Origin of the sequence: Streptomyces sp. NPDC057694 (assembly GCF_042799415.1) — a bacterium.
Taxonomy (GTDB): Bacteria; Actinomycetota; Actinomycetes; order Streptomycetales; family Streptomycetaceae; genus Streptomyces.
Genome location: NZ_JBHVIX010000009.1, coordinates 111,212 through 135,418, shown reverse-complemented (window position 1 = coordinate 135,418; position 24,207 = coordinate 111,212). Strand labels below are relative to the sequence as shown.

Below are 24,207 nucleotides of genomic sequence, written 5' to 3'. Positions count from 1 at the left end.
ACGGCCCGCGCCCGAGGCTGCCGCCCGGCGGGCCGCCCCTCGATCGCATCGGACGGTTACAGGTGCCAAAAACTGCTCTGCTCGCCCATGACGTCGTCCGTGTCCTCGGGGACCGGCGCGTCCTCGACGGCGTCGGCCTCACCGCGTCGCCCGGCCACCGCATCGGACTGATCGGTGAGAACGGCGTCGGCAAGTCCACCCTGCTGCGGGTGCTCGCCGGGGTGGACGTGCCCGACTCGGGGAGCGTCGAGCGCCCCGACGACCTCGGCCTGCTGCATCAGGAGATGCCCTTCGACGCGGCCGCGTCGATCGCCGACGTACTGGACGACGCGCTGCGCGAGGCCCGTGCGGACCTAGCGGAGCTCGACCGGCTCGGCGCGGAGCTGGCCGGTGTCCCCGAGGACTCCCCCGGCCATCAGGAGCTCCTCGACGCCTACGGCCGGCGGCTCGAACAGGCCCAGGACCGGGAGTCCTGGGACGCCGACCGGCGTGCGGCCCTCGTCCTGGGCGGCCTCGGGCTCGGGGCGCTCGGCCACGACCGCACGCTCGGCGAGCTGTCCGGCGGGCAGCGCGGGCGGCTCGCGCTGGCCGCGCTGCTCGTGCGGCGCCCGTCGGCGCTGCTGCTCGACGAGCCGACGAACCACCTGGACGACGAGGCCGCCGCGTTCCTGGAGGAGCAGTTGCGGGCGCTGCCCGCGGCCGTCGTGGTCGCCAGCCACGACCGGGCGTTCCTGGACGCCGTCTGCACCGATGTCATCGACCTCGACCCGGCGGTGGACGGGCCGGTCCGCTACGGCGGCAACTACAGCGCGTACCTGGACGAGAAGCACGCCGAGCGGGAGCGCTGGGAGCGGCGCTACGCGGAGGAGCAGGAGGAGCTGGTCCGGCTGCGGCACTCGGCGGGGGTGACCGCGCACCGGGTCGCGCCGGACCGGGGCCCGCGCGACAACGAGAAGATGGGCTACGGCCACCGGGCGGGCCGGGTGCAGAGCCAGGTCTCGCGCCGGGTCCGCAACGCCACGCGGCGGCTGACGGAGCTGGAGCGGGTGGGGGTCGCCGAGCCGCCGAGCCCGCTGCGGTTCGCGGCCGGGGAGCTGGCCGCGCCCACCGCGGACGCCGACCGGCCCCTGGTGGCGCTGGCCGACGTGACGGTTCCGGGCCGGCTCGCACCGACCGCCCTGGAGGTCACGGCGGACGACCGGCTGCTGGTCACGGGCGGCAACGGCACGGGCAAGTCGACCCTCCTCGCGGTGCTCGCCGGGCGGCTCGACGGCGAGGGCGAGCGGGACGTACGGCCCGGCCTCACGGTGGGGCTGCTCGCCCAGGACACCGTGTTCGACCGCGCCGACCGGACGGTCGCCGCGACCTACGCGTCCGGAGTGGGGGCGGCCAGGGCCGAGCGGGTGCCGCTGCTCTCGCTCGGCCTGATGCACGCCGCCGACCTGGACAAACCCGTCGGACAGCTCTCCGTCGGGCAGCGCAGGCGGCTCGCGCTGGCACTCCTGGTGGCGCGCCCGCCCCACCTGCTGCTGCTCGACGAGCCGACGAACCATCTCTCGCCGCGCCTGTGCGACGAACTCGAGGAGGCGCTCGGCGGCGGTCCTGGAGCGATCGTCGTCGCGACCCACGACCGGTGGCTGCGGCGACGGTGGCAGGGGCGGGAGCTGCGGCTCGGGGCGTGAGGCCGGGCAGGGCCGGAGAGGTCAGTTGACGCCCCGGTCCCGCCCCTCCCAGTACGGCTCGCGCAGCTTGAACTTCTGGATCTTGCCGGTGGCCGTACGCGGGATGGCGTCCCGGAACTCCACGGTCGTCGGCGCCTTGTACCCGGCCACCCGCTCCTTGCAGTACGCGATGATCTCGGCCTCCGTCACCGTCGCGCCCTCCACGAGCACCACCAGGGCCTTGATCGTCTCGCCCCACTTGGCGTGCGGCACGCCGATCACCGCGACCTCGGCGACCTCCGGGTGGCTGAAGACGGTGTCCTCGACCTCGATCGACGACACGTTCTCACCGCCGGTGATGATGACGTCCTTCTTGCGGTCCGAGATCGTCAGATGGCCGTCGGCCGGGTCGATGGTGCCGCCGTCGCCGGTGTGGAACCAGTCGCCCTCCAGAGCCGCGGCGGTCTCGTCCGGCTTCTCCCAGTAGCCGTCGAGCACGACGTTCGAGCGGGCCAGCACCTCGCCGGAGTCGGCGACGCGCAGCTTCACGCCGAGCGCGGGCACCCCGGCCCGCGACTGGCGCCGGGCCCGGTCCTCCGCGGGCAGCAGCGACTCCTCCGGCCGCGCGCGGTTGAACGTCAGTACGGGGGACGTCTCCGTCAGACCGTAGATCTGGGTGAACTCCCAGCCCAGCTCCTCCTCCACGCGCTGGATCATGCGGCTGGGCGGTGGGGCGCCCGCGCACACGATCCGCACCCGGTCGCGGCCGGGGATCGCGCCGTCCCAGCCTGCGGCCGCGTCGAGCACCGCGTTCCACACCGCGGGCGCGCCGCACATCAGCGTCACGCCGTGCTCGTCCACGCGCCGCAGGATCTCCGTGCCGTCGACCTTGCGGAGCACGACCTGCTTCATGCCGAGGCCGGCGGCGACGAACGGCATGCCCCAGCCGTTGCAGTGGAACATCGGCAGGGTGTGCATGTACACGTCCTGCTCCCAGGCGCGGGTGTGCAGGCCGAAGGTCAGTCCGTTCACCCAGATGTTGCGATGGGTGAGCTGGACCCCCTTGGGGCGCGCGGTCGTTCCCGACGTGTAGTTGATGGTGGCGGTGGCGTCCTCGTCGGGCGCCGACCAGGGGCGCGGCTCCACGCCGAACCGCATCAGCTCGGTCTCGGTCTGCTCGCCGAGGACGAACCGGTGGGCCGTCTTGGCGTGCGCGCTGATCTCCTGCACCTCGGGGTCGACGAGCAGCACCGACGCGCCGCTCTGCCGCACCACGTACTCGATCTCCTCGGCCTTCAGCCGGAAGTTGACCGGCACGGCGATCCGGCCGCTCATCGGCACCGCGAACAGCAGCTCCAGAAGGCGGGACGAGTTGTGGCTGAGCACCGCGACCCGCTCGCCCTCACCGACCCCGAGCGCGTCGAGACCGGCCTGCCACGCGCGCACCCGCTCGCCCAGTCGTCCGTACGTGGAGGTCGGCACGGGCGTGCTCGGCTGGTCGGGTTCGTCGATCACCCCGGGACTGTGGGCGAAACCCAGCTCGGCCCGGTCCAAGAAGTCGCTGATCGTCATCGGAACACGCATCGTTCTCCCCTGCTCCCTGGGTACCCGCGGCGCCGCGGCCCCGGCCCTTGCGGACCGTGTCTGACATCGTGTAGTCCGTGACGCGGATCTCACCACCCCCGAACGGGGGTGAACAGAGCACAGCAGGGAGATCGACGGTGAGCGCGGACCTCTCCGAGGCGGTGGAGTTGCGAGCTGCGCTGGTGCGGCTGCGCCGGAGCACCGACCTGCCGGTCGCGTTCGGCGGGCTGACGGCGGGCCCCGGGCAGATGCGGATCGGCGAGCTGAGCGGCGCGGCGACCCAGTCGCTGCGCGGCCTCGCGGTGGCCATGGGCAACGGGCTGGGCGGCAAGGCCCTCTCCCTGGCCAGGGCGTGCGCGGTCACGGACTACCCCGACTCGCGGCACATCAGCCACGAGTACGACACCGCGGTCGCGGCCGAGGGCCTGCGCTCGGTACTGGCCGTGCCCGTCGTCGTACGGCGCCGGGTGCGCGGTGTGCTGTACGGGGCGCTGCGCACGGCCCAGCCGCTGGGCGACCGGGTGCTGACCGCGGCGCTCGCGGCGGCCCGCGATGTGGAGCAGGCGCTGGTGGTGCGCGACGAGGCGCAGGCGCTGCTGTCCGCGGCGAGCGCGCCGGCGGTCGAGGGCACCGGCGCGTGGGAGGAGGTCCGCGAGGCCCACGGGGCGCTGCGCGCGCTCGCCCCGAGGATCGTCGACCCGGCGCTGCGGGCCGAACTCCTCACGGTGTGCGGCCGGCTGGCGTCCGCCGGGGCCCCGGTGGAGCGGGAGACGGCCGTCACGCTCGCGCCCCGCGAGGTCGATGTGCTGGCGTGTGTGGCGGAGGGCGCGACGAACGCGGTGGCGGCCGAGCGGCTGGGCCTGCGCCCCGAGACCGTCAAGGGGTACCTGCGCTCGGCGATGCGCAGGCTGGGGGCGCACACCCGAGGTGAGGCCGTGGCGCAGGCGCGGCGGGCGGGGCTGCTGCCTTAGGGCGTGTGGCGGGGACCGCGAAGTCGACCTGATCCGCCGGACAGGCCCTAGGTGCGTACGGTGCCGAAGTCGACGGTGACCGGGCCGGGCGCCTCCAGGACGGCGGCGGTGCGCTCCGCCTCGGCGACGAGTTCCTCGCGCTGGGCGGGGGTGAGCGGCCGGAAGGGTTCGAGGGTGAGCACGCTCCCGGTGCCTTCCGCCTTGGTCCCCTTCGGCTCCTTCAGGGTCCACAGGCCGGCGAGCATTCCGTCGACGAGGAAGGTCAAGTAGACGGTGTTCACCTGCCAGTTGCGGCCCCGGTCGGTCTCGTCGATGACGCGGGTGCGGTCGGCGTGCGACAGGAGGAGGTTGTCGAACTCGGCGAGCAGCCGGGGCGGGGCCGGGGTGTCCTCGTCGGGCCGCGGGGCGTCGGGCAGGTCGAACAGTTCCACGCCGTGCTCGTCGCGGAACGTCACGAGCCGCGGCCGCAGCCGTTCGAAGGCCTCCTTGGTGCGGGTGAGGCCGGCCCACTGCTGGAAGTCCTTCACCGAGGCGGGCCCGAAGGCGCCGAGGTAGCGCAGGATCGTGTCGTCGGGCGCGGGGGTGGGCGCCGTGGGCGTGCCCAGCCAGTGCTCGGCCGTGGTCAGCCGCACGCCGCCGCTCTTGCGCCACAGGCCGCGCGGGGTGGCCTGGACGAGCGGCAGGCAGGCGCGGGCGGCGATCATCAGGGCCTGCGGGTCGGCGTCCGGCCAGTGGGCGAGGAGCAGTTCGCGGATCTCCTTCGGGGTGCGCGGCTCGTCCTCGACGTACGGGCGGGTCAGGGCGGTGAGCCGGTCGAGGTCGACACCGTTCAGGCCCTTGCGGAAGAGGCGCAGTTCGCGCTCCCGGGCGGGCTGCACCAGGGGGCGCAGGGTCATGCAGTCGTCGGCGGTGTGCAGATGGATCGTGGAGCGCATGGTGACGAGCCGGGCCACGCGCCGCGCTTCGAGGGCGTCGGAGAGGTCGGCGGGGGTGAAGCCGTCGAGGCGGGCGGCGAGCGCGAGATAGGGCGGGCGGACCTCCTGCGCCTGGAGTCCGACGAGATGGGCGACGGCCTCCTCGGCCTTCATCGGGCTGCGGCGGAGCAGGAGTTGGCGCTCCAGGGTGGCCCGGCCCAGGGCGCGCGCGGTGATCGGCTTCGTCGTCATGACAGGACGGTAGCGGTCGATGAGGTCAGCCACTGTCCGCGATGCCGCTGCCCGGGCGGGTGGGCTTCGCTGGTTACGCTGCCGGGGACCCATCGCAACACCGGAAGGAGGCGGCGATGCCGCGACGGCAGGATGGACGCCGCTACACCTGGCGCCGGGGCACGGACCGGCACCCTCCGGCCGGGTCGCCCGCCCCGACCGCCGCGGAACCGCACGACCCGCACGACCCGACGCCGGACAGCGTGGTGCACGCGGCGCTGTACCGGGACGGGGTGCGGGTGGCGAGCCCCGCGTCGCTCACGGACACGTACCGCCAGTTGCGGGAGAACCCGCGGACGACGGCGTGGATCGGCCTGGCCCGGCCCACGGAGGCTGAACTCAAGTCCCTCGCGGCCGAGTTCGACCTGCACGAACTCGCCGTCGAGGACGCGCTGGAGGCGCATCAGCGACCGAAGCTGGAGCGGTACGGCGAGACCCTCTTCGTCGTCCTGAGCGCGGCCCGCTATCTCGACGCCGCCGAGGAGGTCGACTTCGGCGAGCTGCACGTGTTCGTCGGCGCGGACTTCGTGATCACGGTCCGGCACGGCGCGGCACCCGACCTGTCGGCGGTGCGCCGCCGCATGGAGCACTCCCCCGACCTGCTCAAGCTGGGCCCCGAGGCGATCCTGTACGCGATCCTCGACGCGGTCGTCGACGGCTATGTCCCGGTCGTGGACGGCGTCCAGAACGACATCGACGAGATCGAGACGGAGGTCTTCTCCGGCGCCCCCGAGGTCTCCCGCCGCATCTACGAACTCTCCCGCGAAATGGTCGAGTTCCAGCGCGCCACCCGCCCCCTGGTCGGCATGCTGCACGGCCTGATGGCGGGCTTCGCCAAGTACGGCACGGACGAGGAACTCCAGAGCTACCTCCGCGACGTCGCCGACCACGTCACCCACACCAGCGAACGCGTCGACGGCTTCCGCCAGGCCCTCACCGACATCCTGACGGTGAACGCGACCCTGGTGACCCAGCAGCAGAACGCGGAGATGCGGGCGCTGGCGGAGGCGGGGTTCGAGCAGAATGAGGAGATCAAGAAGATCTCGTCGTGGGCGGCCATTCTGTTTGCTCCCACGCTGGTCGGCACGATCTACGGGATGAACTTCGAGAACATGCCCGAGCTGGGCTGGAGCTTCGGGTATCCGTTCGCGATCGGGCTGATGGCAGTGGTGTGTGTGAGCCTGTACTTCGTCTTCAAGCGGCGGGACTGGCTGTAGCGGCGACTCGCGACGCTTGATCGACTTCACGTAAGCGAATGGTTTCGAATGCACTGCGGAACCCTCTGGGGAGAATCTGGGGAGAACGGGCGGCGTTGGGGAGCAGGGCGCCGCGCACAGCGCCAGCCCTTGCGCGGGCATCGTCCAGCCGACTTCCGCCGACTTCCATGCGCAGGCCATCACCCTGCGTGTTGACTGAATGGCCACATGGAACCGCGCGGGCCGGGAGGATCAGTTGGAACCGAGAAGTGCCGCGGAGTCAGGGAAGGACTTCCCCTACACCGCTCGTACGACGTGCTACATCGAGGTCCACGAGGACGGAACGGTAACCCACGGGGACGACCGCGCCGCGTACGAGCGGGCCGTGGCCGGCAAGTCCCGCCTGTTCGCGGTCTGGCCCGGCGAGTGGTCGAGCGACTTGTTCGTGATCGATGACCTGGACGAGTACGCGAAAGCCCACGGCATCAAGCACGACGTCGAGCGCACCGGCCTCAAGGAGCACGTACACGAAGTGCGATGGGAGCCGAACCCCTACGCAACGGACAGCCCTAGAAGCCCGTACATCGGCGTCAGCGTCACACTGGACTGCGGCTGTGAGATCAACGACCTGCACGCCTTCGCCGGCCAGATGAAGGAACAGCGCGGGTGGAACGTGGCTACGAGCGGCGGCTGGGGCAGCAGCGGCCGCCCCGGGGGAAAGCGGACGTACTCACTGCGTGTTCGCCGCAAGAGCCTCACGGACTGACCCCCATCCGGCCGCCAGGGTCCACACAGCACAATGGGTGGCACAGCCGACGCTGTGCCACCCATTTCTTACCCTCACGCCCGAGTTGGGTCGTCCGGAACGTACTCGGGAACCACACCGAGCAGTGCGTCGACCGCCGCGCGCCCCTTCCCGCCTGCCTCCGGCATGAAGTGCGCGTAGTGGTCGAGCGTGATGGTCGGACTGGAGTGGCCCAGCCATCGAGCCAACGTGACGACGGACTCGCCCGCTTCGAGAATGACCGAGGCGAAGGTGTGCCGGAGCACGTGGAACCCGTCCTTGCGTGACGCCTTCCACCGCTCCCCTTTCTCCCGCAGGGGGATGACCCCGGCCGCGGCGATGGCAGGCTTCCAGACCTCGACGTTGAAGATGTTCGCGCGGATCGCGTTGCCGTACGTCGTCGTCAGAACGAGGGAGAACCGCCGCTTCTCCCTCTCCGGTTCCGGCCCGCCCCACGGCAACTCGACCTCGACCGCCGTGTACTGAAGGAAGTACGCGGCCAGCTCGGCGGCGACCGATCCCGGCATGTCGACGATGCGCGTCTTCCCGCCCTTGGGCAGGGCGAAGTACAGCCGTCCGTTGAGCAGTTGTACCTGTCGACGCACGCGAATGACTCCGCGCTGGAAGTCGATGTCCTCCGGAGAGAGGCCGAAGACCTCCCCTTGGCGCAGCCCGCAGCCGAGAGCGACCACGACCGCGATGCGGTAGCGCGCTTTGATCACGTCCCGCACGCGTTGCGCTGTCTCCAGCGGCCACGCTTCCCGCTGGTCCTCCGGCGCCTTGGGCCAGCGCACCGACTTGGCGCGCATTGGGTTGCGTACGAGGCGCTTGTCGTCGATGGCCGTCTCGAAGATGTTCGAGAGGGTCGTGAGGATCTGTCGGGCATAGCGCGGCGCGCACTCGCTTTCGAGCGTGGCGATGTAGCTGCGCAGGACGGTCGCCGAGATGTCCCTCAGGCCCACCGTGCCGAGGTGCGGGAGGATGTGGAGGCGCACGCGCTCGTCGACACGTTTGACCGTGCCCGGAGCACCCCGCACACCCTCCTTCCAGAAGCGGGTCACGTAGTCGGCCAGGGCGACGGAGCCGTCACGGGGGTCGACGAACTCGCCGCGCTCGCTGTCGGTTCCGGCCCTGCGGAGCCACGCCTTGGCGTCCTCCAGCGTGTCGAATGACATGTTCCGCACGCCAGGGATACCAGCCACGCGGTACCGCGAGCCCTTCCCGTAGCGGGTGGTGCGCTCCCGCTTGCCGCTGGTGGGGTCCTTCTTCTTGTTGATCCAGCGGTCTTCGATGTAGCCGGCCAAGTATTTCCTCAAGATCGGGGTGGAGGTGCCGTCGGCTCTGGGGCGTCAGGCTGTGGCCGAGAAGTCGACGCGGCGCTGCGGGACGGCGCTCACGGGGTCCAGGGCCAGGTTGGAACGCGAGTCGGCCTGTTCCTGCTCGCGTATCCAGGCGTCGAGTGCGTCGAGCCGGTACGTCACACGCCCACGGGCACCCAGGCGGAAGCTCGGTGGCCCCTGCCGACGGTGCCGCCAGACGTAGAGCGTGCGAGGCGAGAGGCCGAGGTAGGCGGCAGCTTCCCGCACGCCAAGAAATGCGCGGTCGACGACGGGGGCATCCGGGAATGTGGACGCACAGCCAGGGGGAATCGAGGCGATTTCAGGCAAGAGAAGTCCTTCAATGGGAGACGGAATGAAGAGCGGCCCGTTACGACGACTGAGACAGCGCGTCGCGAAAAATATCCCGGAGGTCCCCGTTTCCACTGGCCGGAGAACTTGCCGTGCAAGGAATCACGAAACCAACGGAGGCGGGGGCCTCGCTGGGGAAGTTCAATGATGCGGAGAATCACCGGTTTGGGTAACCGGCGATCGTCGGCTATGTTGCGCCCCCGCCGGCCGTCTCCGAGGCTCGGGCAGGGCCGCCGAGGAGGGCGCATGGGGAGACGCCGAGGGCGGCGGCGATGGCAACGAGATCGTCGATGTCGCAGCGTCGGACCGTGCGTTCGATGCGGGAGAGCGTGGTGAAGGTCATGGGTCGGCCCTGCGCGGTGACGCGAGTGGCGAGCAGACGCTGGGAGTAGCCACATGCGGTGCGGGTGCGTTCGATGGCGAGAGCGGCTCCGCCGTCTGCCAGGTCGATGCCCCAGGTCACCTCGTCGCCCAGGGCCAGGACATCGGCGAGTAGTTCGAGCAGTACGGGCTCGTCGTTGGCGACGCGTTGCGAGAACAGCCGGCCGCCGCTCTCGTCGATCACGACACAGTGATGGTGGGTCTTACCGGCGTCGATGCCGGCCCAGATCGCGGCCATGTGGTGCCTCCGTGCGGTGTGTTGTTGGCTCTTCCCACGGACGACCTCGCTGTCAACTCCCTACTGAGCGATCATTCGCAATTCCTAATCGGCAGCCGAGTCGTCGTGGGGCGCCGAGCGGCCAATCAGTGAAAGCCACCAACGGCAGAGCGTTTTGAACCACACTCGGCGCCCCTGGGCGGGTCAACCATACGAAGGGCTCACCACGACCCGCAGGAAAGCGTAGGGAGCGTTTTCAGTGTGGCCACTGATCGGGTGATGGGGGCGCTGTGAGATCGGGGTGCGCAACGGACAGGGCTCCCGTGCCGTTGAGGGAGGTGTTCGACGTCTCATCTCAGCAGCACAGGAGTCCTGTTGCACTGGACTGCGGGCACGTCGTCCCGGCCGGGTTGCACGGAAAGACGGTGAAGCCCTGCTGCCAGGCGGTGACGGCGTAGGCGATCAGGTTCACAGCAGCTCCCCTTACCTGCACACTCTGTGACGCGAGTGGCTGAATGAGGTATCAGTGGTGCATGAGTGAGCCATCGTCAGCGCAACAGCCCTGGCCACGCTGTGCCGTAGACCCCTCCGGATGCTCGGGCATACCTTTGCCGGGCCGCACGAACTGCCTCACGCACTCATCGCCCGAGGGGCAGCGGGACTACTTCGCGGCCTTGTCCCCAGGGAGCGACGTCGACCTGCGGGGCACAGAGATTAGTGAGGCACTGTTCACACGTCTGCGTAACGCGCTTACCAACGAGAGCGGAGAACCCCACTTTGGCAGGGCATCATTTAACCAGGCTCGGTTTCTTGGCTCGATCGACTTCGGCGAATTCACCTTTAACGGCGTTACCAGCTTCAACGAATCTCACTTTGAAGTGGGCGCCGATTTTACCGGCTCCAAGTTTATCAGCATGGCCACATTCAGCAGGGCACATTTCTCACGAGGAGCTCGCTTCGAAGCAACCGAATTCGACAGCTTCGCCAGTTTCGATCTCGCACGCTTCGATCTTCACTCAACATTTCTGCAAGTTCATTTTTCGCATATAAACACGTTCAAGGGGGTCATATTCGATGGAGCCGTCGGATTCGAGTACGCCCGCTTTGACGAAGGCGTGTCATTTGACCAAGCGCGTTTTGCCAGTACAGCTTCTTTTGCGCAAGCCGAGTTCGGGAATGACGCACAATTCACTCGGGCCAACTTCGGCGACCTGTACGCCCCGTCTGCCAAATTTCATGCAGCCGTTGACTTCAATAGATCGAACGTGCATGAAACGGCTACCTTTCAAGGAGCATCTTTCGGGGGTAAATCATCCATCGGCCCGCTATCTTGCGGAAAAAATTTGATCCTTGCAGATGCTTCCTTTCTGAGCAGCAGCCTCATAGAAGTTATGGCTGAACGCGTTTCATGCGTACGGTCGAGGTTCGAGGAGTCGGCCACGCTGCGCATAAGCTACGCCACTGTCTTCCTCGACCAAGCGGCATTCTTGCAGCCTTCAACGATAACCAGCGACGTTGCTAATGTCCCCCGCCCTTCGGGGACAGAACGAGCCGGTGACGGCGATCCCACCGCTGCTTCGATTTCCTCGCTGCGTGGAGTCGACGCTTCGATGTTGCTTCTATCTAGCGTGGACATTTCAACCTGCAGGTTTTCCGGAACTCATCATCTCGACCAGCTCCGACTGGAAGGAATATGGCGCACCCAAAGGCCTCCCTCTGGAATTCTTTGGCGCAGGGGTCTGCCCCGAAGATGGACTAAGCGGCAGGTCATCTTCGAAGAGCGTCAGTGGAGAGGGTGGGTGGCCCACAACACCTTCCCCGAGCTGCTCCCCAGCCCGGCCATCATCACTACCTCATACCGCCAGCTCCGCAAAGCCCGCGAGGACGCCAAGGACGAACCAGGCGCCGCCGACTTCTACTACGGCGAGATGGAGATGCGCCGTCACAGCAAAGGGTGGGGAACGGCGGAGCGCTGGCTGATTCAGCTCTACTGGCTGCTGTCCGGATACGGGCTGCGCGCCTCACGAGCACTGGGCTGGCTCACCTTGGCGATGATGACGACCATCCTGCTGATGATGGGCTTCGGCCTGCCGCAGGACTCCCCCACGCAGGAGGCGACCGGCGTGGTGCCGCCGGGCGGCGGGAAGGTCACGTTCGAGATCGACAAGGACGATCCGCAGAACCCGACGGGTGATCACTTCACCGGCGAGCGCTTCGACAAGGCGCTGAGCGTCACCCTCAACTCCGTGATCTTCCGCTCCGGCGGGGAGGAACTCACCACGGCCGGCGGGTACATCGAGATGGTGTCCCGCTTCTCCGAGCCCGTCCTGCTCGGTCTCGCTGCCCTGGCGATCCGGGGGCGGGTGAAGAGGTGAAGAGCTTGCACTCGGCCACTTTCGGCCAATCCACGTTCCGTGCAGGCCTACGGGCGCTTGCCTTGAGTGGGCCTGAGTCAGCCCTAGTTGGGTGTTAGTCAGCCACCCACCCCCTTCCCGTGCGTCTTTCGCGAGGCTGACCTGCATCAAAGAGTTCTTGGCGGGATGGCTTCTCGGCTTAAACCCTGCCGTGCAGGTTTCCCTTACGGTGTCTCAAGGCCAGCTCAGCAATGGCCAGTTCGCCTCATGTGAGACGAATCACATTCCTGTAGTCAAAGTGTCGCGCTGGTGTACCCGAAACGTGCACCAGCGTGCCACTACGGAGCGTTCCCTGAGACAGCTCACCCCTGCTGTGCAGCCATGTACCGCTGACATTCCCTACACTCCCCACAACGCAAAGAGAGCCCTGCTTCCCGGCACGGTTCCTACGCCATCAGCCGGAGGGCTCTCTCTGCGCACCCGGTTCACGTATCTCACGTAAGAAAGGTGACTTGTGCAGACTAGCAATACGGGCGGCCCACGGTCTCGCGCCGCTCGATACCTGCGGATGTGGGCGGCCCGTCACGGGCGGGCCGTTCGGCATCAGATGCTCCGGGGTGCCTCGTACAGTCTCGGCTCCGGAGCCGTCAGCTTGTTGATCGTCTGGGTTCAGACGCGTCACTGATGCCACGCCATCAAGCGGGCAGGGACGGGACGAACAGTCACCTGCGGGGAAACCCTGCCCCTGCCTGCAAGACGGAGGGGCCCGTCAAGTTGTTGCGCAAACTGCTTGCCGTCTAGATCGAGTTCGTCGATACTCTCCCTGCGTCACCGGTTGAGACTAGGGGCAGGAGTTTGGGGTTCGACTCCCCTTGTACCCTTCCTCGCGCTCGTTTCGGTCGCCCTGGTGCTGAGGTTTTTGGCTCTGACCCTAGGTAACACAACGTCAGGGAATGCCAGTGGTGAACGAAGGGAGAGTTTCATGAGCAGAATGCGGAAGTCATTTAAGGTCGTTTGTTTGGTGGCCGCGGCGGTCGCAGAAGGTCGTGCAGCCGGGCTGCTGCTCCCTGCCTGAGCCGGTGACTCAAGCCCTCGACAGCTCCAGCCAGCTGCTGTCGAGGGCTTTCGCATTGGCTCTACGCTCAGCCCCAGCACGTTCACGTCGGAGAGAATGAGGCCATATCGATGAGGGGCGCCGCGACGGTGAAGTCATCTACCTTTCCAAAACGAAAGTACATGAGCTTGCACCCTCCCGTAGCCCCAGAGGCACGGGCCGAGCGGTCGAGCTAGAAGCAGGCGCGGAACCGATCGGCACACTTCGCTTCGCGTTAGGCGAACACCGAGGCGATAGTATTCCGCGCCTCAGAGTATGGAGGGCCCTAAAACGAGCGCGGAAGATGGTGACCACCCGCCCCAGTGCGCCAGAGTCTTGGACAAACTTGTTAGCTCGCGAGTGGTTTGAGTCCAGCGACTTTTTTCATGTGCGGGCCTATCATGCGGAACTCCGCCCTTCCGGGAACTAGCCAGCCGCCCCAAGTTGCTTCGGGACGAAGAGGTCGCGGGTTCAGATCCCGCCACCCCGACAGCTAAGTAGCGGGTCAGCGGCTCGTCCTCCCGTGGGCTGACCCCGGCCGGCGGAGCGGCGTGCACGCGTTCTGCCCGTGCTCCGGACGAGTGAACCGGCGGCCGTCCGCCAATCCGGGCCCGTGAGAGGTCCGGATTGCCCTTGAGGAACAGGAAGTTCCTTGTCCCCGCCCGACGGGCGGGGACTGTGCGAGCAGTAAGGGAAATTCATGTCTCGTGTACTGAAGAGCGCGGCGGTTCTGGTGGCGGTCGGCGGCGCGGTTCTCGCCGGTGCGGGTGCCGCCTCCGCGGACAGCGGCGCTCAGGGCGACGCCTGGGGCTCGCCGGGCGTCGGTTCCGGCAATGTCGTCCAGGTGCCGGTGCACGTTCCGGTCAATGTCTGCGGCAACACCGTCAGCGTCATCGGCCTGCTCAACCCGGCCTTCGGCAACACCTGCGCCAACGGTTCGGACACCTGGGGCGGCGGTCAGACGGGTATGTGGAAGTAGTCCCCGCCTTCCGGCGCAGCGCGTCTGCTGATGTCCGGCGATGAGACCGCGGGAGATCCGGTGCCGCCTGAGCGAAAGCGAAGCGGCGCCGGGTCTCGGCGTCGATCCTGGCGGGACCGTCTGCGGGTCGCCCTGTTCCTCGGGGGGTGTGGCTGCCTGCTCGGCCCGCAAGCTCCTGCTGCACCATGCCGATGACGTCGCGACGGCCGGCCTGTGCACGGTCCTGGACGTTCTCTCCTACGACCGGGCTCGCGGGACGACCGAGGCGGACTCCATGGTGTTCCTTGCCCGTCTGGATGCCGAACCGGGCCAGCGCCTGCCGTGAACGTGGCGATCCGTACCCGTCCGATGCGCGTGCGGCGACGGATTACCAGGGAGAGCCCGTGCAGCCCTGGCAGCCCTGGTGAGGTGAGTGCGATGACGCAGGAAGAGTTCCGGCGGCTCATGGAGCAGGCCCGTGCGGAGGCCCGGCGTACCGCACTTCCCCTGCGGGACGTCAGCCCCGGCGATCTGTACGAGGCGCGGGCGCGGCACGCGGAGTTCGGGGCCGGCGCGCACTGACGTCAGCCCTGCGGGTCCGTACGTACGGGACAGCCGGCACATACCCAGGCGCGGGCGGGAGCGGTGGAGCTGCTGCTCGGACTCCACGCACTACCCGCCCGCCGGACACGACCGACCGAGCAGGCACCGCAACCTGCCCGGCCCGTCTCCGCCCGCCGCTGTGCCCCGGACTCCCCTGGAACCGTCCGGGGCGGGCAGGTGCGGAGGCCGTTCGACGCGGGTCTTCCTGCCGGTCGGCCCGCGCGGTCGTGTCAGCTCGTGGGTCGTCAGCTCTTGGGCATCAGGACGGTGTCGATGATGTAGACGTTGGCGTTGGCCGTCTTCACGTTGCCGCAGACGACGTTGGCCGAGTCGTTGACCTTGTAGTTCTCGCCGGAGCCGGAGGTGGTGAGCTTCGACTTCTCCAGGGTGTCGAAGGAGCCGTTCGCCAGGTCCTTGGGCGCGAGCTTCTGGCCCACGACGTGGTACGTGAGGATCTGGGTGAGCTTGGCCTTGTCGGCCAGGACCTTGTCCAGGTCGGCCTTCGGGATCTTCGCGAAGGCGTCGTTGGTGGGCGCGAACACGGTGATGTTCTTGGCGTTGTTCAGGGTGTCGACCAGGCCGGCCTTCTTCACCGCGGTGACCAGCGTCGACAGGGCCGGGTTGTTGGACGCGGCGGTGGCGACCGGGTCCTTGGCCATCCCGTCGAACGAACCCGCACCGTCCTTGGGCACGGACGAACAGGCCGAGCCGAACGGCTCGTCCGCGGTGCTCGTGTCGCTGGAGGGGCTGGCCATGTCCGACCCCTTGGAGGAGGCCGCGGACGAACTGTCGGACGCCTTGTCCTTGGAGTCGCTGTCGGAGCACGCGGTCAGGGCCAGCGGCAGCATGGCGGCAGCGGCGACGACAACGGCGGCACGACGGAGGCGAGTCTGCATGGAAATCCCTCAGCGATCGGAACTGTGAAGGCCATTCGCCTCCATCGCGGGGAATCCGGTGCGGTCGCCGGTGCGGATTGGTCGATTCACCGAAAGAGTGAAACCGAGGCGGCAGGGCCGCTGCGGGGCGCCGTGGTCAGCCAGGATGCCGCGAGCGCCAGTACGGGTTGTCGTGCGGGAGGCCCCCGCTGACCCTTCCGTACATGCCGCCGGTCATCAGCAGGAGTCCGACAGCGAAGCTGAACAGGACGTTCTGCATGCGGAAGTTGAGAAAGTTGAAGCGGCTGTCCAGCGCGAACAGGAACGCGAAGCCGACCAGCAGGAAGGCGATGCCGAGCACCGTGTTCACGGTTGACGCGGTGTTCCCGCCGCGGACGGCGGCCGCCAGGAGGACGCCGCCGACCACCAGGGACAGGACGCTCAGCGCTCCGTTGGTGCTGAGGCCGAGGGCGGTGTTGGCGCCGGTGTCGAAGAAGCCGATGCGGCGGACGAGTCCGAGGACACCGAACGCCAGCAGGAACAGGCCCATGAATCCGGCGCTGTATCGGTAGACCCGGCCCAGGCGGTGGTCGACCGGCAGGTGATCGTCGAGCGTCACCCGTGGACGGGTGCGGGGCCTGGCATGAAGGGTGGTCATGGCGAGAACCTCCTAGCCCCCTCCGGACGGACTGCGGACGGTGTCGGTGTCGGTGACGGTGACGTCAGCAACTGGGCGGCTGCCAACCGGTGGGGTGGACGTGGGCTGCACTGATCCAGCCGTGGGCGTCGTTGTCGAAGTACCAGGTCGACGTACCGTCCACGCGGTCGCCGGTGGTCTGGCAGAACAGGCGGATGTGGGCTCCGTCGGGCAGCGTGGCCGTCGCCTCCGCGTGCACGGTCGGCGCGTCACGCACGTACACCTCCGGCCACGCCGTCACGACGGCCGGAGCGGCATGGTCGTCATGCCCTCCCCCGGATCTGGACCAGGACCACGAGCCGGACCAGGACCAGGAGCCGGACCAGGAGCCTGCGGGCCCCCATCCGTCCGGGTCCCAGCCGGAAGCGTGGGCGCTGCCGGCTGTGGCCAGACCGGTCAGGGCGAAGGCTCCCGTCAGGGCGGCGGCACCGATCCCGGTGCGGATCTTCGAGCGGTTCATGGCCGACTCCTCCTCGAACTCACCCTCCCCGTCCCGTGCACCCGCGGGTCCGGCTCTGAATGGCACCGCACCCTTCGAGTGCGCCCTCCGCCAGTAATCCGGCACCGGCCCTCACTCCGGATTGCCGAAGTCGGCGACATTCTTAAATCAGGGCAATGCAGACCAATCCGTCCCTCGTGCGGTGACGAATTCCTGATGTGAGGGCGTGAATGACGCGCCGGCCCCCGGTAGCCCGCGCCCTCACCGGCCCCGGGCCGCTCGGGGGCCCGGCGGGTCCGCAGCCCGCCGCAAAGGAGTGTTGATCATGACCGCTCATCGAGTAAGCACCCGGATCCTGGTCGGAGCGGCGGCGCTCACCATGCCGCTCTCGCTGGCCGTACTGGCTCCGTCCGCCTCCGCCGACGACATGTCCGGCCCGTTCGGCCCGGCCTGTTCGTCGGTGCCCAAGGACGGCGCGGGTTCGTTCGACGGCATGGCCAAGGACCCGGTGGCGACGGCGGCGTCCCACAACCCCGACCTGTCGACGCTGGTCACAGCGGTGAAGAAGGCCGGTCTCGTGGACACGCTGAACAACGCCAAGGACATCACGGTCTTCGCGCCCACCAACGAGGCGTTCGCGAAGATCCCGAAGGCCGACCTGGACAAGGTCCTGGGCGACAAGGCCCAGCTCACCAAGATCCTCACGTACCACGTGGTGGGTGAGAAGGTCACTCAGGACAAACTGGCCGACGGCAGCTTCAAGACGCTGGAGGGCAGCAAGCTGACGACCTCCGGCTCCGGCGACAAGTACAAGGTCAACGACACCGCGAACATCGTCTGCGGCGACGTACAGACCTCGAACGCCACCGTCCACATCATCGACAGCGTCCTCATGCCCAAGAGCTGACGCGGGAGCCGGACAGCCTCGACACCACACCGGGTGACGGGAAAAGGGAAAAAGCAGGGGAATCAAGGGGTGCGCCGTGGCCGTGGCGCACCCCTTGACCATGCCCCGGGCCGTCCCGGACCGAACGGCGAGGCCGGAGGATCAGGACGGCAGTTGCAGCAGGGCCACCGGTTGGGTGGTGGGCTGCTTCGATCCGCCGTCCGGTTCGAGGGTGACGCCCACGCCGGACGCCTTGTCGACGGCGCCCGTCATCAGGACGCTCTGGTTCGTCCGGGAAGGGTTCATCAGGCCGGCCGGGCGCATCCGGTCCCCGTCGGCGAACCACAGTTGGTACACCTTGCCCTCCGGTGGCTTTGCCATGCCGGACGCGATGAAGACGGCCTGGTCGCTGTCGTGCGAGACGACCACGGAGCCGCGTGCCCCGCCGCCGACGGCGGTCGAGGTGACCTTGGCGTCCGGGGCGGCGAGCACCTCGGCGACACGGTCGGCCTGCTGCTGCGCGGCCTCGGCCTGTTGACGGGCTTCATCGGCCTGCTGGTACTGCCACAGCGTCGTGCCGCCGAGAGCGGCAGCGGCGGCGACACAGGCCGCGAGTGCCCACCGCATGGCGTGCCCGCGACGTGCTGTAGGCGACAAGGCCGTCACCGCAGAATGAGGGCGCTCCTGCCGCACACCGGTGATCTGCTCCATCACCTGGACCTTGAGGCGGGGCGGTGGCGGAACCGTGGCCGCGAGCGCCAGCCGTCCGGCGGTCGCCATCAGCTCACGTACTTCCTGGGCGCAGTCCTCACACTTGGCCAGGTGCTGCTCGAACGCGACGCGCTCGTCCTCATCGAGGGCATCCAGCGCGTAGGCGCCGGTCAGCGTGTGCAGGTCGGTCGAGGCGGTCATACGGTCACCCCCAAGCAGTCACGAAGCCGGATGAGACCGTCACGCAGCCGAGTCTTGACGGTGCCCAACGGCGCGGACAGTGTCTCGGCGACCTCCTTGTACGTGAGGCCCTGGTAGTAGGCCAGCGTCACGGCCTGACGCTGGATCACACTTAGGGAACGCAGACAGCGCCGCAGCTGTTCCCGTTCCAACTGTCCCTCCACCTGTTCACTCACCTCGTCGAACTCCGGGATCTGCTCCAGCAGTGCGGCCTTGTGGTCGCGTGCGGCCGCCGCTTCGACCGACCTGATCCGGTCCACAGTGCGCCGGTGCGCCAGGGTCAGCACCCAGTTCAGCACCGTGCCCCGATCCGCTCGGTAGCGGGCCGCGGTACGCCAGACCTCGACCAGCACCTCTTGGGCGACCTCTTCCGACTGGGCATGATCGCGCAGCAGTCTGCACACGATGCCGAACACGGGCCCAGCCACCGCGTCGTACACCAGGGCGAACGCCTCGTGGTCGCCCTGGGCGACCTGGACGATCAGTTCTTGCAGTTCAGGTCCACGGGATGGGCCGGACTCCAGGTGGTTGGCTTCCTTCACGTGCTGCCTTCCGGACACCGCTGGACTGCGGCTTGAACAGGTCAAAGCCACCAGTAACGCACAGTCGCCGGGCTCGTACCTGTTCGGGGTGGGCAGCGCGAAGAGACAGGCCAGCTCAGTCGACAGTGACGACGACGGAGTGCCAGCCGGAGGCGCCGTCGGGAATGGTGTTCGTGCGCTTCTGGGTCTGGGTCTCGCCGGTGCGGTCGGTGGCCCGCACGGTCAGGGTGTGGCCGCCCTTGGTGGCGTCCCAGGGGTAGGACCACTGGCGCCAGGTGTCCCGGGTGTCCTCGGTGGCGAGCCGGGCCTCCTCCCACGCCCCGTCGTCGACGCGCACCTCGACCTTGTCGATGCCGCGGTGCTGGGCCCAGGCGACCCCGGCGACCATGACCGTGCCGGACTTCGGGCGGCCGAACGGCTTGGGCGTGTCGATGCGCGACTCGGTCTTGATCGGCGCCTTCTGCGCCCAGTCCCGCTTGACCCAGTACGAGTCGTAGGAGTCGAAGGTGGTCAGCTCGATGTCCTGGATCCACTTGCAGGCCGATACGTAGCCGTAGAGGCCGGGGACGACCATGCGGACGGGGAAGCCGTGCTCGAAGGGGAGCGGCCGGCCGTTCATGCCGAGGGCGAGCATCGCGTCCCGGCCGTCCATCACGTCCTCGACGGGACTGCCGATGGTCATGCCGTCCACCGACCGCGCCACGAGCTGGTCGGCGGGGCCGCCCTTCGACGGCGGCTTCACTCCGCACTGCTTGAGCAGGTCGGCCAGACGGACGCCGATCCAGCGGGCGTTGCCGACGTAGGGGCCGCCGACCTCGTTGGAGACGCAGGTCAGGGTGATGTTCCGTTCGATGAGCGGCATCTTCAGCAGGTCGGCGAAGGACACGGTCAGCTCGCGGTCGACGCCCTTGCCGTGGATCCGGAGCTTCCAGGTGGTGGCGTCGACCTTCGGCACGACCAGGGCGGTGTCGACGCGGTAGAAGTCGCCGTTCGGCGTCATGAACGGGCTGATGTCCTTGATCCGCAGGGCGGCGCCGCGCGGCACCGGGGCCGCCGCCGACGCTGGTGCGGGAAGCACCACCTTGTTGCGGGAGGCGACGGCGCCCTCCCCTTGCGAACTGTTCAGCGCACGGCCCGCGAACCCCGCGCCGGTGGACGCCGCCGCGGCCGCGGTCGCGGCGAGGATGAAGCCGCGCCGGTCCCACCCGGATTCCGGCGTGTCCGCCACCGGCTCGGCGGAGTCGCTGTCCGGTGCCGAGGCCCGGCGCCCGAGCCGCCCGACGAGCCAGTACAGCAGCCCCGCCCCGACAACCGCGCCCACCACCGAGGGCAGCGCGTCGGTGACGCTGGTCGAGTCGGGCCGGCCGGTGGCGGCCAGCGCCCCGACCACGCCGAACGCGAGCACCCCCAGCGACCCGGCCAGCCGCCACCGCGTCGCCAGCATCCCCAGGACCAGCGCCAGCACGGTGAGCACGGCCAGGATGCCGAGTTGCAGGACGAGTTTGTCGTTGGTGCCGAAGTGCCGGATCGCCCAGTCCTTCACCGCCGGCGGCGTGCGGTCGATCGCCGCGCCGCCCACCGCGATGACGGGCCCGGACTCGGGCCGTACCGCGGCCGAGACCAGCTCCGCCACGGCGATCGCCGCGTAACCGGCGAGCAGGCCGCTCAGCGCGCCCAGGGACAGGCGCTTGAAACCGCGCGCCGGTTGGTGTGATGCGTCGTGGTCCATGCCGGGAATCCGTCCTGCCGACCCGTTCGGATTGGTCGTTCACGCCAACGGGGCATGAAACGCCTCGCCGAAGCAGTACCAATCCGCCGCGCCGATCCGCCGTGACGGCTCCGCCGGGCAGGGCCGGTTCCGCTGATCGGACGCACCCGGAGACAGATAGCGCACCCTGGGCCGGGCGTGCCAAGGTCCTTCGCCGCGGCAGAACACGCGGGAGGAGCCTCCGCGTTGCATGGTCACTCAGGTGCCCGAGTGACTCGCAGCCGGGCGACGGCCTGCTGGAGGTTGGCGAAGGCGCGTTGTTCTTCGCGAGGGTCAACATGGTGGGAGGACAGAAGACTTTCCCGTGCGGTGCGAGTACGGGCGAATGCCTCGAAGCACACGATGACGTCCTGAACCGCCTCCTCATGGCCGCTGGTCGACGGAGGCCCTGGGGGTTGGTGACGGGATGCCATCACTACCCTGTCGTCTCGTTCCAGGCCCGAGATGGTGTCCTGCTGACGCCATAGTCTCGCGTGCAAACCGATGGCACGCAGCCTGCTCAGCAGGAGCGTCGACGTTTCGCCGCCTGCGGCGGTGACGATGCCACCGGCCACCCCCAGTGCCTGGAGAATCCGCGAAGCCTGGTGGGCACATCCTCACCACCATCGACTTCTCACGACGTCGGCGCTCCTGTCGATCGTCGGCCTCGGCCTCGTCGCGCCTGCCGCCGCCGGCCCCTGGTGAACCGTCAGCGGGGAGCGCACGAGAGAGTGGGCAGGCCCCTCGACCCGGGGCCTGCCCACTCTTCTCATTCCGGCTCCGGGCGGTCAGAGGCCGATACCCAGGCCCACACCGAGGCCGAGGCCGATGCCCCCGCCGTAGTAGTGATCGTGACCCCAGTAGCCGCCGTGGTGATGCCACCCGGGCCCGTCATCCGCAGGGAGGGTCCGAACCGACTGGACCGTGCTCTGCGCGGGGGTCGCGGCCTGAGCGGCACCGGCCATCGGAAGAGCGACGGCGCAGGTGAGGGCGGCAACGGCCGCACCTCGGGCAAGTGTGATGCGCATGAGGAACTCCTTTGTCCTGGTGCAACAACAACACCTTCGACGCTAGGGCCCTCCGGCCCTCCATGCCCCTTGGATCATGACGCTGAGCGAGCACGGTGACAGAAGGTGAATCCTGCGGCGCCCGCAAAGGTCCGACCGTCAACCGCGGGCTATCCGCAGGTACCGGCGGACAGCCAGGGGCATGAAGATCGCGATCACGGCGCACGAGCTCAACAGCGCGTAGACGGTTGCGTGTTGGACAGGCCAGCTACTGGGTGGGACGACCGCCGTCGGCGCTTCGTTGCCGAACAGCGAGCGGACCGCCGTCGCTGTCGCGGAGACCGGGTTCCATTCGGCAACGGCGCGCAGCGGGGCCGGCATCGTGGTGACCGGCACGAAGGCCCCGGAGACGAAGGTGACGGGGAAGAGCCAGATGAGTCCGGCGCTCTGCGCGACCTCGACGCTCCGGGCCATCAGTCCGATCGTCGCCCCGACCCAGGACATCGCGAAGGCGAAGAGCAGGACCAGACCGTACGCGGCGAGGGCGCCGGCCGCGGACCCTTCCACACGCCAGCCGACGAGCAGGCCGCACAGCGACGTCACCGCGAGGGTGAGGGCGCTCATGGCGAGGTCGGACAGGGTGCGGCCGAGGATGACGGAGCCGCGTGGCATCGGCAGTGCGCGGAATCGGTCGACCATTCCCTTGTCCATGTCGGCGGCCAGGCCGATCGCGGTGAACGAGGCATTGAAGGTGACCGCCTGCGCGAAGATGCCTCCCATCAGGAACGTGCGGTACTGGGCCCCGCCCAGGCTCCCCCCGAAAACGTAGGCGAGGAGCAGAACGAACATCAGCGGCTGGACGAGGGCGGCGACGACGGCGCCGGGGGTGCGGCGCAGGTTCACGAGATTGCGCCAGGCGATCAGCGCCCCGTCGCGCACGGTGCGCATCGCCCCTGTCGGACGCCGGGCGATGAGGTTCACCGTCGCCATGCGTGGGTTCCTTTCCCCCGCCGCCCACGGCGTGGGCGTGCGGGCGTGGCGGGATCCGCGGAGTCGGGGACGCGGCGGGGTTTTCCGGTGAGGGAGAGAAACGCGTCGTCGAGAGTGGGAGGCGCCAGGGAGACGTCCGCCACCGCCAGCCCTGCCGTCTCCAAAGCGGCGAGTACATGCTGGAGGTCCGTGGACCCGTTGTCGGTGGCGACCGAAACGCGGCCGGCGCGTCGGTCGATCTCGGGTCGGTGCGGGCCCACACCGGCCAGTACGCCGGCAACGGCTCCGACGGTCCCGGGCGCGGCCGCCCGGAGCGAGATGCGCTCTCCTCCTACGGCGGCCTTCAACTCAGAGGCGGTGCCGCGGGCGATGACGCGGCCGTGGTCGATCACGGCTATGGAGTCGGCGAGTTGATCGGCCTCCTCCAGGTACTGGGTCGTCAGCAGGACGGTGGTGCCGTCGGCCACCAGGTCCTGAACGGCCTGCCAGGTGTCGGCTCTGCCGCGCGGATCGAGGCCCGTCGTCGGCTCGTCGAGGAAGACGACCGCGGGCCGGGTGGTCAGCGCGCCCGCCAGGTCCAGGCGGCGGCGCATGCCGCCGGAGAAGCCGCCGCTGGGACGGTCCGCGGCCTCGGTGAGGGTGAACCTGTCGAGCAGGTCGACGACCCGGTCCCGCGCGGTCCGGCGGCTCATGCCGTGCAGCCGGGCGACGAGGTAGAGGTTCTCCCGCGCGGTGAGGCGTTCGTCGACGGCGGCGTACTGGCCGGAGAGCCCGATCCGTTCGCGCACCGCGTGGGGCGCGGTGCGGACGTCGTGTCCTGCGACCGTCGCCCGGCCGCCGTCCGGCCGCAGCAACGTGCTCAGGATGCGCACCGTGGTGGTCTTGCCTGCTCCGTTGGGACCCAGCAGTGCGAGCACGCTGCCCGCCGGCGCTCGCAGGTCGATGCCTGCGAGCGCCTGACGGTCGCCGAAGCTTCTCGTCAGTTCATGGGTCACGATCGCGTCCCGGTCACCTCGGGACGTGGCGACCGTCACGAGGGGCAGGGGCTGCCGAGGCACGCCCCTGAGGTCCGTTCCGGCAGGAGTCATCGGGAGGCCAGGACGCTGCGCGGAGTGAGGTCGGTCCAGTTGGCATCGACGTAGGCAATGCACTCCTCGCGGGACACCGGTCCGTGGACCGGCTGCCAGCCCGCGGGCACGTCGGCGAAGTCGGGCCACAGGGAGTGCTGGCCTTCGTCGTTGACGAGAACGCGGTGCTGCACGGTGGGGTCGTCGAAGGGATTGGTCATGGCAAAGGACCTCATTTCCTGGTGTGAGAGGGAGAGTTGTCGCCAAGGCGGGCCCCGGCTCGTCCTCGCGTCGGCCATGCACTCGGCACC

At 68.8% G+C, this 24,207-nt stretch carries 24 protein-coding genes; 9 read left to right on the top strand and 15 right to left on the bottom strand.

The window, feature by feature from the left end; genetic code table 11:
* The first annotated feature begins 62 nt into the window (after positions 1-62).
* Positions 63-1,682: an ABC-F family ATP-binding cassette domain-containing protein gene (locus ACFVDP_RS21335; protein ID WP_383491688.1), complete on the top strand. Its 1,620-nt coding sequence runs from the start codon at positions 63-65 to the stop codon at positions 1,680-1,682.
* Positions 1,683-1,703: 21 nt separating this feature from the next.
* Here the strand turns inward: ACFVDP_RS21335 and ACFVDP_RS21330 are convergent, their stop codons facing one another.
* Entirely contained in the window at positions 1,704-3,245 is a 1,542-nt protein-coding gene (locus ACFVDP_RS21330) for an AMP-binding protein (RefSeq protein ID WP_383491686.1), read from the bottom strand.
* Positions 3,246-3,382: 137 nt separating this feature from the next.
* On the opposite strand from ACFVDP_RS21330, the gene ACFVDP_RS21325 reads away from it, so the two are divergent.
* Positions 3,383-4,216, top strand: a complete 834-nt coding sequence (locus tag ACFVDP_RS21325) for a response regulator transcription factor (protein ID WP_383491684.1) — start codon at positions 3,383-3,385, stop codon at positions 4,214-4,216.
* A 47-nt stretch (positions 4,217-4,263) separates the two neighbouring features.
* On the opposite strand, the gene ACFVDP_RS21320 is transcribed toward ACFVDP_RS21325, so the two are convergent.
* Positions 4,264-5,382, bottom strand: a complete 1,119-nt coding sequence (locus ACFVDP_RS21320; RefSeq protein WP_383491682.1) for a winged helix DNA-binding domain-containing protein — start codon at positions 5,380-5,382, stop codon at positions 4,264-4,266.
* A gap of 116 nt (positions 5,383-5,498) precedes the next feature.
* Between ACFVDP_RS21320 and ACFVDP_RS21315 the strand changes: the two genes are divergently transcribed.
* Complete coding sequence (locus ACFVDP_RS21315) at positions 5,499-6,638, top strand: magnesium and cobalt transport protein CorA (protein WP_383491680.1); 1,140 nt, start codon at positions 5,499-5,501, stop codon at positions 6,636-6,638.
* A gap of 235 nt (positions 6,639-6,873) precedes the next feature.
* Positions 6,874-7,383 carry a hypothetical protein gene (locus ACFVDP_RS21310; protein WP_383491678.1) on the top strand — a complete coding sequence of 170 codons (510 nt, stop codon included), beginning with the start codon at positions 6,874-6,876 and terminating at the stop codon, positions 7,381-7,383.
* A gap of 74 nt (positions 7,384-7,457) precedes the next feature.
* On the opposite strand, the gene ACFVDP_RS21305 is transcribed toward ACFVDP_RS21310, so the two are convergent.
* The 3 genes from ACFVDP_RS21305 to ACFVDP_RS21295 form a co-directional block, all read right to left on the bottom strand.
* A complete protein-coding gene (locus ACFVDP_RS21305) occupies positions 7,458-8,705 on the bottom strand; it encodes a tyrosine-type recombinase/integrase (RefSeq protein ID WP_383491676.1) in 1,248 nt (415 codons plus the stop codon).
* A 45-nt stretch (positions 8,706-8,750) separates the two neighbouring features.
* Complete coding sequence (locus ACFVDP_RS21300) at positions 8,751-8,987, bottom strand: helix-turn-helix domain-containing protein (RefSeq protein WP_327660887.1); 237 nt, start codon at positions 8,985-8,987, stop codon at positions 8,751-8,753.
* Positions 8,988-9,276: 289 nt separating this feature from the next.
* Positions 9,277-9,708, bottom strand: a complete 432-nt coding sequence (locus ACFVDP_RS21295; RefSeq protein ID WP_383491674.1) for a transposase — start codon at positions 9,706-9,708, stop codon at positions 9,277-9,279.
* A 653-nt stretch (positions 9,709-10,361) separates the two neighbouring features.
* Between ACFVDP_RS21295 and ACFVDP_RS21290 the strand changes: the two genes are divergently transcribed.
* The 4 genes from ACFVDP_RS21290 to ACFVDP_RS21275 all read left to right on the top strand — a co-directional run bounded on the left by ACFVDP_RS21290 (position 10,362) and on the right by ACFVDP_RS21275 (position 14,674).
* Positions 10,362-12,062 carry a pentapeptide repeat-containing protein gene (locus ACFVDP_RS21290; protein ID WP_383491672.1) on the top strand — a complete coding sequence of 567 codons (1,701 nt, stop codon included), beginning with the start codon at positions 10,362-10,364 and terminating at the stop codon, positions 12,060-12,062.
* A gap of 1,772 nt (positions 12,063-13,834) precedes the next feature.
* Entirely contained in the window at positions 13,835-14,113 is a 279-nt protein-coding gene (locus tag ACFVDP_RS21285; RefSeq protein WP_383491671.1) for a chaplin, read from the top strand.
* A 148-nt stretch (positions 14,114-14,261) separates the two neighbouring features.
* Positions 14,262-14,438 carry a hypothetical protein gene (locus ACFVDP_RS21280; RefSeq protein ID WP_383491670.1) on the top strand — a complete coding sequence of 59 codons (177 nt, stop codon included), beginning with the start codon at positions 14,262-14,264 and terminating at the stop codon, positions 14,436-14,438.
* A 92-nt stretch (positions 14,439-14,530) separates the two neighbouring features.
* A complete protein-coding gene (locus tag ACFVDP_RS21275) occupies positions 14,531-14,674 on the top strand; it encodes a hypothetical protein (RefSeq protein WP_383491668.1) in 144 nt (47 codons plus the stop codon).
* Between the two features lie 266 nt (positions 14,675-14,940).
* Here the strand turns inward: ACFVDP_RS21275 and ACFVDP_RS21270 are convergent, their stop codons facing one another.
* The 3 genes from ACFVDP_RS21270 to ACFVDP_RS21260 form a co-directional block, all read right to left on the bottom strand.
* A complete protein-coding gene (locus ACFVDP_RS21270; RefSeq protein WP_383491666.1) occupies positions 14,941-15,591 on the bottom strand; it encodes a fasciclin domain-containing protein in 651 nt (216 codons plus the stop codon).
* A gap of 136 nt (positions 15,592-15,727) precedes the next feature.
* The gene (locus tag ACFVDP_RS21265; RefSeq protein ID WP_383491664.1) at positions 15,728-16,228 is read right to left on the bottom strand and encodes a DUF4383 domain-containing protein; all 501 of its coding nucleotides are present in this window, start codon (positions 16,226-16,228) and stop codon (positions 15,728-15,730) included.
* 64 nt (positions 16,229-16,292) lie between these two features.
* Positions 16,293-16,727, bottom strand: a complete 435-nt coding sequence (locus tag ACFVDP_RS21260; protein WP_383491663.1) for a hypothetical protein — start codon at positions 16,725-16,727, stop codon at positions 16,293-16,295.
* A 304-nt stretch (positions 16,728-17,031) separates the two neighbouring features.
* On the opposite strand from ACFVDP_RS21260, the gene ACFVDP_RS21255 reads away from it, so the two are divergent.
* On the top strand, positions 17,032-17,613 hold the full coding sequence (locus ACFVDP_RS21255; RefSeq protein WP_383491661.1) for a fasciclin domain-containing protein: 582 nt from the start codon (positions 17,032-17,034) through the stop codon (positions 17,611-17,613).
* 141 nt (positions 17,614-17,754) lie between these two features.
* Here ACFVDP_RS21255 and ACFVDP_RS21250 read toward each other — a convergent pair whose 3' ends face one another.
* The 7 genes from ACFVDP_RS21250 to ACFVDP_RS21220 all read right to left on the bottom strand — a co-directional run bounded on the left by ACFVDP_RS21250 (position 17,755) and on the right by ACFVDP_RS21220 (position 24,117).
* A complete protein-coding gene (locus ACFVDP_RS21250; protein ID WP_383491659.1) occupies positions 17,755-18,504 on the bottom strand; it encodes an anti-sigma factor domain-containing protein in 750 nt (249 codons plus the stop codon).
* The gene (gene sigK / locus ACFVDP_RS21245) at positions 18,501-19,085 is read right to left on the bottom strand and encodes an ECF RNA polymerase sigma factor SigK (RefSeq protein ID WP_383491657.1); all 585 of its coding nucleotides are present in this window, start codon (positions 19,083-19,085) and stop codon (positions 18,501-18,503) included. The genes ACFVDP_RS21250 and sigK overlap by 4 nt, the downstream gene beginning before the upstream one ends.
* Before the next feature lie 115 nt (positions 19,086-19,200).
* A complete protein-coding gene (locus ACFVDP_RS21240) occupies positions 19,201-20,814 on the bottom strand; it encodes a molybdopterin-dependent oxidoreductase (RefSeq protein WP_383491655.1) in 1,614 nt (537 codons plus the stop codon).
* Between the two features lie 806 nt (positions 20,815-21,620).
* A complete protein-coding gene (locus tag ACFVDP_RS21235; protein ID WP_383491654.1) occupies positions 21,621-21,860 on the bottom strand; it encodes a hypothetical protein in 240 nt (79 codons plus the stop codon).
* Between the two features lie 138 nt (positions 21,861-21,998).
* Positions 21,999-22,787, bottom strand: coding sequence for an ABC transporter permease (locus tag ACFVDP_RS21230; protein ID WP_383491968.1), 789 nt, complete (start codon positions 22,785-22,787; stop codon positions 21,999-22,001).
* Between the two features lie 29 nt (positions 22,788-22,816).
* Positions 22,817-23,887 carry an ATP-binding cassette domain-containing protein gene (locus ACFVDP_RS21225; RefSeq protein ID WP_383491650.1) on the bottom strand — a complete coding sequence of 357 codons (1,071 nt, stop codon included), beginning with the start codon at positions 23,885-23,887 and terminating at the stop codon, positions 22,817-22,819.
* A 26-nt stretch (positions 23,888-23,913) separates the two neighbouring features.
* On the bottom strand, positions 23,914-24,117 hold the full coding sequence (locus ACFVDP_RS21220; protein ID WP_383491648.1) for an MbtH family protein: 204 nt from the start codon (positions 24,115-24,117) through the stop codon (positions 23,914-23,916).
* Between the last annotated feature and the right edge of the window lie 90 nt (positions 24,118-24,207).

Bases quoted from the DNA above. Each gene is read 5' to 3' on its own strand.
- ACFVDP_RS21330 (WP_383491686.1), bottom strand. From the start codon at position 3,245: ATGCGTGTTCCGATGACGATCAGCGACTTCTTGGACCGGGCCGAGCTG.
- ACFVDP_RS21320 (WP_383491682.1), bottom strand. From the start codon at position 5,382: ATGACGACGAAGCCGATCACCGCGCGCGCCCTGGGCCGGGCCACCCTG.
- ACFVDP_RS21315 (WP_383491680.1), top strand. From the start codon at position 5,499: ATGCCGCGACGGCAGGATGGACGCCGCTACACCTGGCGCCGGGGCACG.
- ACFVDP_RS21295 (WP_383491674.1), bottom strand. From the start codon at position 9,708: ATGGCCGCGATCTGGGCCGGCATCGACGCCGGTAAGACCCACCATCAC.
- ACFVDP_RS21285 (WP_383491671.1), top strand. From the start codon at position 13,835: ATGTCTCGTGTACTGAAGAGCGCGGCGGTTCTGGTGGCGGTCGGCGGC.
- ACFVDP_RS21275 (WP_383491668.1), top strand. From the start codon at position 14,531: ATGACGCAGGAAGAGTTCCGGCGGCTCATGGAGCAGGCCCGTGCGGAG.
- ACFVDP_RS21270 (WP_383491666.1), bottom strand. From the start codon at position 15,591: ATGCAGACTCGCCTCCGTCGTGCCGCCGTTGTCGTCGCCGCTGCCGCC.
- ACFVDP_RS21265 (WP_383491664.1), bottom strand. From the start codon at position 16,228: ATGACCACCCTTCATGCCAGGCCCCGCACCCGTCCACGGGTGACGCTC.
- ACFVDP_RS21260 (WP_383491663.1), bottom strand. From the start codon at position 16,727: ATGAACCGCTCGAAGATCCGCACCGGGATCGGTGCCGCCGCCCTGACG.
- ACFVDP_RS21255 (WP_383491661.1), top strand. From the start codon at position 17,032: ATGACCGCTCATCGAGTAAGCACCCGGATCCTGGTCGGAGCGGCGGCG.
- ACFVDP_RS21250 (WP_383491659.1), bottom strand. From the start codon at position 18,504: ATGACCGCCTCGACCGACCTGCACACGCTGACCGGCGCCTACGCGCTG.
- ACFVDP_RS21240 (WP_383491655.1), bottom strand. From the start codon at position 20,814: ATGGACCACGACGCATCACACCAACCGGCGCGCGGTTTCAAGCGCCTG.
- ACFVDP_RS21235 (WP_383491654.1), bottom strand. From the start codon at position 21,860: ATGCGCATCACACTTGCCCGAGGTGCGGCCGTTGCCGCCCTCACCTGC.
- ACFVDP_RS21230 (WP_383491968.1), bottom strand. From the start codon at position 22,787: ATGCGCACCGTGCGCGACGGGGCGCTGATCGCCTGGCGCAATCTCGTG.
- ACFVDP_RS21220 (WP_383491648.1), bottom strand. From the start codon at position 24,117: ATGACCAATCCCTTCGACGACCCCACCGTGCAGCACCGCGTTCTCGTC.